The 12519-nt window shown below is 43.1% G+C and carries 10 protein-coding genes; 2 read left to right on the forward strand and 8 right to left on the reverse strand.

Features of this window, described 5'->3' with window-relative positions:
• Positions 1-52 precede the first annotated feature (52 nt).
• Positions 53-547 carry a type 3 dihydrofolate reductase gene (folA, locus tag QS795_RS13965; RefSeq protein ID WP_036956287.1) on the reverse strand — a complete coding sequence of 165 codons (495 nt, stop codon included), beginning with the start codon at positions 545-547 and terminating at the stop codon, positions 53-55.
• 202 nt (positions 548-749) lie between these two features.
• On the opposite strand from folA, the gene QS795_RS13970 reads away from it, so the two are divergent.
• Complete coding sequence (locus QS795_RS13970) at positions 750-1364, forward strand: LysE family transporter (RefSeq protein ID WP_154638760.1); 615 nt, start codon at positions 750-752, stop codon at positions 1362-1364.
• A gap of 51 nt (positions 1365-1415) precedes the next feature.
• Here the strand turns inward: QS795_RS13970 and ftsP are convergent, their stop codons facing one another.
• From ftsP to nudF, 7 genes are all read right to left on the reverse strand, one after another.
• Positions 1416-2831 (reverse strand): cell division protein FtsP, encoded by a 1416-nt coding sequence (gene ftsP / locus QS795_RS13975; RefSeq protein ID WP_286270575.1) that lies wholly within the window; start codon positions 2829-2831, stop codon positions 1416-1418.
• Positions 2832-3175: 344 nt separating this feature from the next.
• Positions 3176-3904 (reverse strand): 1-acylglycerol-3-phosphate O-acyltransferase, encoded by a 729-nt coding sequence (locus QS795_RS13980; RefSeq protein ID WP_154603382.1) that lies wholly within the window; start codon positions 3902-3904, stop codon positions 3176-3178.
• Between the two features lie 56 nt (positions 3905-3960).
• Positions 3961-6216 (reverse strand): DNA topoisomerase IV subunit A, encoded by a 2256-nt coding sequence (gene parC, locus QS795_RS13985; protein ID WP_154603383.1) that lies wholly within the window; start codon positions 6214-6216, stop codon positions 3961-3963.
• A gap of 36 nt (positions 6217-6252) precedes the next feature.
• Complete coding sequence (parE, locus tag QS795_RS13990) at positions 6253-8148, reverse strand: DNA topoisomerase IV subunit B (RefSeq protein ID WP_036956276.1); 1896 nt, start codon at positions 8146-8148, stop codon at positions 6253-6255.
• 118 nt (positions 8149-8266) lie between these two features.
• Positions 8267-8857 carry an esterase YqiA gene (gene yqiA, locus QS795_RS13995; RefSeq protein ID WP_286270571.1) on the reverse strand — a complete coding sequence of 197 codons (591 nt, stop codon included), beginning with the start codon at positions 8855-8857 and terminating at the stop codon, positions 8267-8269.
• On the reverse strand, positions 8857-9696 hold the full coding sequence (gene cpdA, locus QS795_RS14000; RefSeq protein WP_286270568.1) for a 3',5'-cyclic-AMP phosphodiesterase: 840 nt from the start codon (positions 9694-9696) through the stop codon (positions 8857-8859). The genes yqiA and cpdA overlap by 1 nt, the downstream gene beginning before the upstream one ends.
• A gap of 133 nt (positions 9697-9829) precedes the next feature.
• Complete coding sequence (gene nudF, locus QS795_RS14005) at positions 9830-10468, reverse strand: ADP-ribose diphosphatase (protein ID WP_154603385.1); 639 nt, start codon at positions 10466-10468, stop codon at positions 9830-9832.
• A 308-nt stretch (positions 10469-10776) separates the two neighbouring features.
• Here nudF and tolC point away from each other — a divergent pair, with 308 nt between their 5' ends.
• The gene (tolC, locus tag QS795_RS14010; protein WP_154603386.1) at positions 10777-12159 is read left to right on the forward strand and encodes an outer membrane channel protein TolC; all 1383 of its coding nucleotides are present in this window, start codon (positions 10777-10779) and stop codon (positions 12157-12159) included.
• The last annotated feature ends 360 nt before the right edge of the window (positions 12160-12519 follow it).

The following is a 12519-nucleotide window of genomic DNA, read 5'->3' on the forward strand; positions in this document are numbered from 1 at the left end:
ATAGCAAAATGGCACCTAACAGTGCCATTTTTGTTGACTAGACAAACGACGGTTAAACGCGACGAGTCAGAACTTCAATGCAGAAACCATGGCTATTCGCTTCGTCTGCTTCATGATATTCAGTGAAAATAGAGTCCCATTCATCAGGCTCGTAAGCAGGGAAATGTGTATCCCCAATCACTTCAGCATCCACGTGAGTCAAATAGAGTTTATTCGCCATTGGCAGGAATTGTTGGTAAACCTTACCACCACCAATCACCATAATCTCATCAGCACCTTCAACTGCCTTCGCGGCCTCTAATGCTTCTTCAACTGATTTAACCCAGATAACGCCAGTTTCTGTGCCTGCTTGACTGCTCAAAACAATGTTGACACGCTGCGGTAAAGGACGACCTAACGCTTCATAAGTCACACGTCCCATAATCACAGGTTTATTCAATGTTTGACGCTTAAACCACGCCAAATCACCTGGTAAATTCCAAGGCATCGCATTTTCCATGCCGATAACCTGATCGAACGCCATTGCTGCGATTAAGCTAATATTCATCTAACCACCTTAGAAACGAAATATAAAAATTGTGCACACTATACGGAAACAGACATACTTCGTCGACTAAATTTAATCTTCCTTAAATACCACTCAATCCCTTATACTCGAACGACTCAAGTCAATGCACTAAACGATGTTTACAACGCTTTTAGTCCCTTATTACTCAGTTTAGTTCAACCTAAAATAAAGAGATTACATTATGTATCAGACCAGTATCATGGTCGCGACGATTGCCGCCCTTGGCATGATCTCACCGGGTCCAGATTTCTTTTTAATTATCAAGAATGCAGCGCGTTACCAACGTTCCGCAGCCATGATGACCGCCCTCGGTATTATCGTTGCTATTGCACTTCATATGTCTTACTGCGTGGCAGGGCTTGCCGTGTTGATCACCACAACACCATGGTTATTTAACATTCTTAAATATGCTGGCGCGGCGTATTTAATCTGGATTGGGATTAAAAGCCTAATGCCGCAAAAAGCTCAAAGCGTAGACTTAACTGCCAATCAGCATGAGCATGTCACATTCAAAAAAGCCTTTATGCAAGGTTTCTTGTGTAACGTCTTAAATCCTAAGGCAACTTTATTCTTCTTAGCGATTTTTACTCAAGTGCTTAATGTGGATTCGACATTCTCAGAAAAGCTCTGGTTCGCCTTTATTATTTGGGGTCTTGCAGTGATTTACTGGCCAATTTTGGTGTGCTTAATTCAAAGTGCACCCGTTAGAAAAGGGCTAGCAAAAGTACAAAAATATGTGGATAAAGTCCTAGGCGTAGTGCTAGTCGCATTCGGTATACGCGTAGCATTAAGCTAATTTTTAAAGTAAAAAAGCCCGCTAATTGCGGGCTTTTTTACAGACTTTCAATTAGTTGCTACCATCTTCAGGTGTAATAACCAACTGCCCCGCCGAGCCTAAATCTGCTTTTTCGAGGTTTTGGCTATAAAATAGGAATGGGAAATGGTTGTAAGACGGTTGTAGCATCTGCACAAGTAGCTCACAGCGCCCATCAATCCAAACGGTATCTTTCCATCCAAAGTTATCTGGCTGAGCCGGCTGCCCATTACAGTTGATCACTTTAAAGCGAACACCTTCAATGTGGAAAGATTGAGGCTGTTGGCTACTCACATTCCAACGTTCCCAACTGCCTTGGCGAGAAGTAATATCTACACGCCCCGTCTCCAATTTCACGCCATTGATACCTACAGGATCATTTAGCTGGATATCACGGTTAGTAATCGAAGAGGTAATTTGTGTCGTATCCAAGACTAATTGTTTTGGAACATCGTCCGTCACCAATGACATTAATCCCGTCGCTTTAATGGTTAATATGTTGGTGGAAATTAAATTATTCGACGGTTCAAACAACCCTTTAACGCGATCCATCAACGAAGCAGATTCCCCAGCCGTAATGGTCAGCTCAGCCGTTTTCGCCATATCAATCAGTACTTCACGGCGTTCTCCCGGCGCAAGTGAAAGTTCTTGAACGCTGGCTGGCACCGTGAGCAATCCTTGGTCTGACGCTATCATCACGAAAGGACGACCGTCGCTGATTTTCATCACATAGCGTCTGGAGTTAGAGGCATTTAATAATCGTAAACGCACCCAACCGCGAGACACTTCGATATAGGGATCTTGCACCCCGTTAACCACTAATGTATCCCCGAGGAATCCATTCTCATCCATGTGATACTCAGGAACGCCAAAATTATCCAAACGTTTGTCTTGAATAATAATCGGGAAATCATCTACGCCGTAATGTTTCGGCAGACGTAACTCTTTTGTGGAATCATCATCAATGATCCACATTCCCAGTAAACCATTGTAGATTTGCTGCCCCATTTTACCTTGGGTATTCGCGTGATACCAAAGCGTGGCCGCATTTTGGCGAATAGGGATCACGGGAGACCAATCTGCATTTGGTGAAATTTGTCTCGCTGCACCGCCAATTTGCGTGCCTGGGATCTGCAACCCACTGATCGTCATTGAAACGGCATCAGGTAATCTATTGCTATAGATTAACTTGAGATCATCGCCATTTTTTACGCGAATAGTGGGCCCTGGGTAAGAACCATTAATCCCTAAAACTTCCGCAGAATATTTACCATCGAAAGACCAATGGATTTTTTGTAATGTTAAAAAGAGTGGCTGTCCCGAACGGGATTCTAGCAAGGGTGGAACAGGGAGTGCGATCGTTCCTTCTGCACTCGCATAGTTTGATACCTGTAATAAGCACACAGCCAACCCGCTAATCAGCAATGATCGGCAACGACTGAATAACATAGATTCTCCGCTAAATAAAAACCAGCAAATTATTTTAATAAATCATTATAAACTAGTGATTTATACGAGTATTTTTAGGTATATGCTGGTAATACCACTATTTGGAATTCAATAATTTATCTTGCGACAAATTTGCGAGCCATCATATCGCGAAAGGACATGGAATTCTAAAAATATATGTATCAATAATTGAAATATAACAAATTTGAATGGTAATAATTTCAGGTGGGATTAAATAACAGCGGGAATCATGTGGTCAGGAAAAACATACTTCGATAAATAGAGTGGGAAGCTCTAAATGAACTTCCCACTATCAATAGCGTAAACTGATAGAACTGTTGAAATTAGCGTTTATTCAACTCTTCAACTTCTTTATCTAACTCTTTGATTTTAGCTTCCATCAAGTCATGACAATATTCCGACAGTTCGCGAACCTGATCTTTAGAGTATTTCGAGGTATCAATCGGATCCAACATTTCAATAATCACATGACCATTATTCCAACGGTTCAAACTGATTTTGTTCTGTGTCGTAGACACACACACAGGCACAATTGGTACGCCAGCAGCAATCGCAGCATGGAATGCACCCGTTTTAAATGGCAGTAAGCCACGTCCACGGCTACGTGTACCTTCAGGAAACATCCAGACTGAAATCTTACGAGATTTAATCTGCTCAGCAACTTGGGAAATGGTGTTATGGGCTTTTGAACGGTTACCACGGTCAATCAAAATATTTCCCGTGATCCAGTATAAGAAGCCAAAGAATGGGATCAAAACAAGGCTCTTTTTACCCACGGTAACGGTTCTTGGTTGAACACCATTCGACATAGTGACCATGTCATAGTTATTTTGGTGGTTACCGATATAAATACTTGGGCCGTAATCCTTCGCTTTTTCCGGAACGCGGTCAATCATTTTAATACCGAACACATGGGACAAACGCCCAAACATACGACCAAACGTCATCACATGTCTTGGATTTCGTGGGCTAAATAGGCAGTAGATACTGCCACCTACACACACACAAATCGTAAATATGATCACAATGATAGCTCTAATTAGCGCTAGCATAATATTCCTTAACTTATGAAAAGGGCTTTAACCAAGCCCTTGAATTATTGTTATTTTTACTCTGTATCTACAGAATCAACATCAATACGTTCAATGTTATGTAAACCACGCGGTAACGATGTTCCTTTACGTCCACGCTCTGCACGGTATTTCTGTAAGTCTTCTGATTTAAATTTCAGTTTACGCTTACCAAAATAGAGTGTGATCGAGGCTCGAGGTGGGATCACCATTAACCAAACCAGTAAGTCTTCACCACTTGCGGCTTGCGCCCCTGTGATGTTAATGATTTTATTCCCCTTCCCTTTGGATAATTGCGGGAGGTCAGACACAGGGAATAATAACATGCGACCGGCTTTCGTGATGGCTAATAACAAATCTTCTTTTTCGTTATTTAGCTCAATCGGTGCCATGACTTTTGCATTTTCAGGCAACGACATCAACGCCTTACCGGTTTTATTCTTTGTCACCAAATCATTAAAGGTGCAAATAAAACCATAACCCGCATCAGACGCCATTAAATATTTCTGCTCTTCCGGCGCCATCAGCACATGCTCAATCGTCGCGCCAGGTGGAAGTGTTAATTTCCCGGTTAACGGCTCACCTTGACTACGTGCAGAAGGTAATTCCAGCGGGTCGACAGAATAGCTACGTCCTGTGGTATCAAGGAATACCGCCGCTTGATTAGACTTACCACGGGCAGCACCTTTGAAACTATCCCCTGCTTTGTAGCTCAGATTACTTGGCTCGATATCATGCCCTTTCGCACTACGCACCCACCCCATGTCAGACAGGACGACAGTAATCGGCTCCGATGGCAGAATTTCATGCTCGCTAAGTGCTTTAGCTTCTTCGCGCTCTTGCAGCGGCGAACGACGATCATCACCATAGGCTTTAGCATCTGCCTGAATCTCTTTTTTAATCAAAGTATTCAGACGAGCCTCTGAGCCTAAAATCGCTTGTAACTCATCACGCTCTTTGGCTAATTCATCCTGTTCACCGCGAATTTTCATCTCTTCGAGTTTCGCTAAGTGACGCAGTTTTAATTCTAAAATCGCTTCGGCTTGGGTATCCGTAATATTAAAGCGCGACATTAAGACGGCTTTTGGCTCATCTTCATTACGAATGATTTCAATCACTTCATCGATATTCAAATAAGCGATGAGTAAACCATCCAAAATATGCAGGCGTCTTAATACTTTTTCTAAACGGTGGTTTAGGCGATTACGTACCGTCTGACGACGATAAGTGATCCACTCGGTGAGGATCTCCACCAGCCCTTTCACTGCTGGGCGGTTATCTAAGCCAATCATGTTTAAGTTAACACGATAGCTTCTTTCAAGATCTGTCGTTGCAAATAAGTGGGTCATCACTTGATCGAGATCCACGCGGTTGCTGCGCGGAACGATCACTAAACGCGTTGGATTTTCATGATCCGATTCATCACGCAGATCTTCGACCATTGGCAGCTTTTTCGCACGCATCTGGTTCGCAATCTGCTCAAGAATTTTAGCACCGGAAACTTGATGAGGTAGCGCGGTGATTACCGCATTACCATCTTCCTTTTCCCATACCGCACGCATACGCACTGAGCCACGACCGTTTTGATAAACCTTACGGATATCTTCCGGTGAAGAGATAATTTCAGCTTCCGTTGGGTAATCAGGCCCCGGAATAAACTGCATGATCTCATCAAGATTTAACTTTGGTTTTTCCAGTAGCGCCACCAGCGCACTTGCCACTTCGCGGGCATTGTGTGGTGGAATATCGGTCGCCATACCCACGGCGATCCCCGTAGTACCATTTAATAAAATATTTGGCAGACGGGCAGGCAACATTTTCGGCTCATTTAATGTGCCGTCAAAGTTAGGTACCCAATCAACGGTACCGTGACCTAATTCGCTGAGCAGAACTTCTGCATATTTTGATAAACGAGATTCGGTATAACGCATCGCTGCGAAGGATTTCGGATCATCCGGAGCCCCCCAGTTACCTTGACCATCGACCAACGGATAACGGTAGGAGAATGGCTGCGCCATTAACACCATCGCTTCATAACAGGCGCTATCACCGTGTGGATGATATTTACCTAATACGTCACCGACGGTTCTGGCTGATTTCTTATATTTTGCCGTGTTGCTCAGCCCCAATTCGGACATGGCATACACAATTCGGCGCTGAACAGGTTTAAGTCCATCGCCGATAAATGGCAACGCTCTATCCATGATGACGTACATCGAGTAGTTCAGATAGGCGTTTTCAGTAAAGGCATGAAGCGGTAAACGCTCCACACCGTCATGAGTAATTTCACTCATTCAATACGTTCCTTACTCTTATTCATCCGATTATGATCAGACCTCAATTTCTGCCGTGTCGCCTTTTTCTTGCAGCCAGTTACGACGATCTTCCGAGCGTTTTTTAGCCAGAAGCATGTCCATCTTCGACATAGTTTCTGTGTAATTATCATCATCGATAGTTAACTGAACGAGGCGGCGAGTATTTGGATCTAACGTCGTTTCACGCAATTGTGGCGGGTTCATTTCACCCAGTCCTTTAAAGCGCTGGACGTTTGGTTTGCCTTTTTTACGGCTTAATCTTTCCAATACCGCATTTTTTTCACTTTCGTCTAATGCGTAGTAAGTCTCTTTGCCTAAATCGATACGATACAGTGGCGGCATTGCCATATAGACATGCCCCTCTTTCACCAATTTAGGGAAATGGCGCACAAACAAGGCACACAACAATGTGGCAATGTGCAGTCCATCGGAGTCCGCATCCGCGAGAATACAGACTTTTCCGTATCGTAGCTGAGAAATATCTTCACTATCAGGATCCATACCAATCGCGACAGAAATATCGTGAACTTCTTGGGAGGCTAAAACCTCATCTGAAGAGACTTCCCACGTATTGAGGATCTTACCGCGCAGCGGCATGATGGCTTGATATTCACGATCACGCGCTTGCTTCGCCGACCCGCCCGCCGAGTCCCCTTCCACTAAGAACAGTTCTGTCATGGAGAGATCTTGAGAGCTACAATCCGCCAATTTACCCGGCAATGCTGGGCCACTCGTAAGTTTCTTACGCACCACTTTTTTCGCAGCACGCAGACGACGCTGGGCGCTAGAAATCGCCATTTCAGCCAATTGCTCAGCGACTTGGACGTTCTGGTTTAGCCATAAGCTAAAGGCATCTTTCACCACGCCAGAAACAAACGCTGCACATTGACGAGAAGAAAGGCGCTCTTTCGTCTGCCCTGCAAATTGCGGATCTTGCATTTTCACCGATAAAACATAGGCGCAGCGATCCCAAATATCATCCGCAGATAACTTCACTCCGCGCGGCAAAATATTACGGAATTCACAGAATTCGCGCATCGCATCGAGTAAGCCTTGGCGTAACCCATTAACGTGAGTACCGCCCTGCGCTGTTGGGATCAAGTTAACATAGCTTTCCGTCAGTAGCTCACCACCTTCAGGCAACCATAATAGCGCCCATTGAGCGGCTTCAACTTCCGCAGAGAATTCACCGGTAAACGGCTTGGCAGGCAGTGCTTCAAAGCCATCCACCGATTCCATTAAGTAGTCGGTTAACCCATCGCTATAGCACCAGCTTTGCTCAGTTTCATTGAGCAGATCCTTAAACGTAATTTGTACGCCAGGGCATAAAACGGCTTTAGCTTTTAAGTTATGCGTTAAACGCGAAACAGAGAAACGCGGGCTATCAAAATAGCTTTCATCAGGCCAGAAATGGACACTGGTTCCGGTGTTACGTTTGCCACAAGTACCAATGACTTGTAAATCTTCGACTTTTTCGCCATTTTCAAACGCAATTTGATAAACCTGACCATCACGGCGAACCGTGACTTCAATACGCTTTGATAACGCATTGACCACGGAGATACCTACACCGTGCAAACCACCCGAAAATTGATAGTTTTTATTGGAGAATTTTCCCCCAGCATGCAGTTGCCCTAAAATCAGCTCAACCGCGGAGACTTTCATTTCTGGGTGGATATCAACAGGCATACCACGCCCATCATCAATCACTTCGAGGGATTGATCAGGGTATAAAATCACTTGGATGTGTCCGGCATGTCCAGCTAAGGCTTCATCGACACTGTTATCAATTACTTCTTGAGCCAAATGGTTCGGTCGGCTGGTGTCGGTATACATGCCAGGACGACGGCGAACAGGCTCCAAACCACTGAGAACTTCAATGTCCTCTGCGTTATAACTAGATTGAGTCATGTTGTCATTCTGCGGTAATAGATGATTAATTGAACTATACCCTAAATAATTCAAGAAGATTGGGGTTATTCAATCAGTAGATTACTGTTGATAATAACAGTGTATTGGCGTTTTCGCACTATTTCTCTGCGTTATCAACCAGAGACAAAAAGCGAATGATCTGCGGGAAATAACGTTCAAACCCAGCAAATGCATGATCCCCATCCGGTTCCACCGTTTGCTTACACTCTGAAAGATAGGCAACGGCTTGACGATAATCAAGTACCTCGTCCCCCATTTGCTGCAATAACCAAAGTAAGTTTGGCGAACGTATCTTTTCGAGATGCAGAGCCTTCAACTCATGCATATGTTTGGGTTCTAACACATACGTTTCATGGGTATATGGATTGGTGTTTTCTCCAAGATAGTCACTGAGTAAATCAAACGGGCGCACCGCCGGATTCACTAATACTGCGGGAATTTGATAACGCTCAGAAAAATAAATGGAGAAATAACCACCCAGTGAGGAACCCACTAAACCGATTGTTTCATGCTGATGTTCCGCAAGGATATCATCGAGTAGCTTAGCTGCTTGCTGAGGAAAATTAGGCAATTGCGGAACAATCATGTTGATCTGAGGATAATGCTCTGCCAACCACTGTTTCAGATTATTCGCTTTCTCAGACAGTGGTGAGCTATTAAACCCGTGGATATACAGTAATGTTGCCATTAGTAACCATCTGAGTCAAAGTCAGGGCTAAATTCCTGAGTATTTAAACGATAAACTTGGGTTTCAATCACTTTTTCCCCTTGCTCATTCACCGTTAGCTCCAGATAGCGCCAGCCCGGAGCAACCGAATCTAAAGCAAAATTGGTGCAGTGAGGCTTGAACTGTACACAGGTCGATGGTGTTGCTAATAAACGGATACCGTGCCAATTCTCATCCATCTCTTGGTGAATATGCCCACACAGCATCGCTTTCACATTAGGGTAGTTTTTAAGATGGTCCGCCAAAATATGTGAATTTCGTAAACTGTGCTGATCTAACCAAGTGCAGCCAGAAGGTAATGGATGATGATGCAGCATAATCAGTGTCGTGCGTGTCGGCTGCTCGTCTAAACACTGTTTCATCCATTCCAGTTGCTGCTCAGAAAGCTCACCGTGAGCAACATCTTGTAATTGGCTATCTAGCATTAAAATTTGCCAGTCATCACCAATAAAGACCTGCTTAGCACTCGAAATACCGGCAATTTTTAAGGTGCCTACCATCGCGGGGGGATAATCATGATTTCCCGGTAGCCAAACGCAAGGTGCAGGAATACGCTCAATCCCAGCCGCAAAATGTTGATAGGCCTTAGGTGATTGGTCTTGAACGAGATCCCCTGTGGCGACGATTAAATCGACAGGTAAGTTTTGTTCTGCAATCGCATCAAGTACCGCCTGATAGCTTCGGTAAGTATTGATCCCTAAAAGGGTGTTTTCCGTATCAGCAAAAAGATGCGTATCAGTAACTTGTAATATTCTAATAACTTTAGGGTTATTAGCAGTCACTTTAAGCTGGCTGTCCAAAGTCTTCCTTTTTCCTTAAAAATAGCGCTAAGTATTATCACCTAAACCATGAAGTGCGTAGGTCACTGATTTTAACCTAACTATCCATTAAATATCTGCTAATCAGCACACACTTCACTAGATTAATGGTTATTTAAATCAGTTTCACCCATTTTTCATGCAGCTTTTGATGATTCAATTGTAGCCATTGAATGGCAATCACGGTGGCCGCATTATCAATTTTACCCTCTTCAACCCATTGATAAGCTTGCTCTCGGCTCACTACATGCACTCGAATATCTTCATTTTCCGAGGCCAAGCCATGAATGCCTTTTGCCAACGAACTATCGACCTCTCCAACAAAAACATGAATCCGCTCGCTAGTGCCTCCAGGGCTTGATAAATAGCTAATCGATTTTTCTATACGTCCAATGGTGAGACCCGCTTCTTCCGTTGATTCGCGGCGAACCACCTCTTCGGGGGATTCATTTTCTTCTATCATTCCCGCCACTATCTCTAGCAACCATGGCGTTTCGCTTGATTCGAAAGCAGGGAATCGAATTTGCTCGATTAACACAACATTATCGGTTTGTGGATCATAAGGCAGTATTGCCCCCGCATGCCCTCTTTCAAACACTTCGCGAACAATTTCTTTACTCCAGCCACCTTCAAATAATCGATGTTTAAATCGGTATTCAATCATTTGAAAAAAACCGTTAAATAATTTACGCTTAGATATAATTTCAATATCATTTTTACTGTATTTAATCGGGTTTTCGATTTTATTATTCATTGATAGTCTCCTAATCCCTTCATTTTTATACTAACAAAGATGGAAGGATGAAATTAGTTTTTAAGGTTTTTTAACCTTAGATGAGGTAATGTTTAAACTAATTGAGACTAAATGGCACAAAAGGCTACCGTTTTCCGTGCCACACCTCTGTTACAATGTGCGCCATTATTCAAATTTATGAGCAACAATAGGGTCTGTTTTGAGAACGGTCTCTCTTTTCAGAGTTCCAACAGCCTATCATCGTCCGTAATATGATAAGTTTTAGACAACAGGCTCCATATAATTTGCTGTTTAATCAAGGAATCAAAATGAAGAAACTGCTTCCCCTTTTTATTGCGATGAGTTTTGTGGGTCTCAGTGCTAATAGTTACGCAGAAGATTTACTTCAGGTTTACCAAAAATCCAAAGACAGTAACCCGGAACTCAGAAAGTCATTTGCTGAGCGTAATCAGGCTTTTGAGAAAATCAACGAAGCACGTAGCCCGCTGTTACCGCAATTAGGTTTAGGCGCTGGAGCAACCTATGGCAGCGGTTACCGTGATGCAAGCAATACCGAAAGCACGGGTCTTAATGCGTCATTAAAATTGACCCAGACTGTGTTTGACATGTCAAAATGGCGTCAGTTGGATCTTCAAGAAAAAACCGCAGGAATTTCTGATGTTACCTATCAGACAAGCCAGCAACAGCTTATTTTAGATACTGCAACGGCTTATTTTAACGTACTGAAAGCCATTGATGCATTATCTTACATCCAAGCCAACAAAGAAGCGGTTTACCGCCAGTTAGACCAAACAACGCAACGTTTTAACGTCGGCTTAGTCGCAATCACTGACGTGCAAAACGCCCGTGCAAATTACGATAGCGTGATTGCACAAGAAGTCGCTGGTCGCAATGATTTAGTTAACGCGGTTGAAAAACTTCGCCAAGTCAGCGGTGTTTACTACAGCCAGTTAGCCTCTTTAAATATCGATCGCTTCAAAACCGCTAATCCAGACGATGTTGAATCTATCTTAAAAGAAGCAGAGCAACGTAACCTGAGCTTACTGAGTGCCCGTTTAGCGCAAGACGTTTCTCGTGAAAACATCCGTTTAGCAGAAACTGGCCATATGCCAACCGTTGGCTTAGATGCATCAACTAGCGTTGCAAACACCTACCAGCATGGTAGTGGTTATGATCGTTCTGGTGGCGCAAATAACAGCTACAATGGCCAAAACAGTATCGGCTTAACATTAAGCCTGCCATTATATTCTGGCGGAGCAGTAAGTTCACAAGTTGAACAAGCACAATATGGTTTCCAAAGTGCGAGCGAACAACTGGAAAGCGTTTACCGTAACGTTATCCAATTGGTTCGTTCATCGTATAACAACGTGACATCATCAATCAGTAGCATCAACGCTTATAAACAAGTTGTTGTTTCAGCGCAGAGCTCATTAGATGCAATGGAAGCGGGCTACCAAGTGGGAACTCGTACTATCGTTGACGTGTTAACAGCAACAACTGCGCTGTATCAAGCGAAGCAAAACCTGTCTAATGCCCGTTACGATTATATGATCAACCAACTGAACATCGAATTTGCACGTGGTACGTTAAACGAAGATGATATTGCGCGTTTAAATGCCAGCTTAGGTAAAGAGATCCAAACTTCACCTGACAGCATTATTCGCAACTCGACTGCACCAAAAATTAAATAATCATTTAATTGAGTCGATGAAAATAGCTCGCCCAAATAGCGGGCTATTTTTTTAGCCCTATCATCCAAGCGCTTATTTTGAAATAACGCGAATTTATCTGTCCTCTATATAATGAATAACTTACTGTATTATTTATTCATCTAACTCTTAAAATTCAGTCAATTCTGACTAAACTTAATTGCAACCATAGTCAAAAAATCATCATAATTAATTTATTGATATCAAAGAAAAATAGGAATTACTCAGCATTAGATTTCACCAACAATATGCAAAAATGGAATCAATTTCGCTAAATCCATCATTTCCCATTATTTGTGCAGCATTTGTACTTTAATTTTTATCCTATATCCCCTATTCTAA

Source organism: Providencia zhijiangensis (assembly GCF_030315915.2).
Lineage (GTDB): Bacteria > Pseudomonadota > Gammaproteobacteria > Enterobacterales > Enterobacteriaceae > Providencia > Providencia zhijiangensis.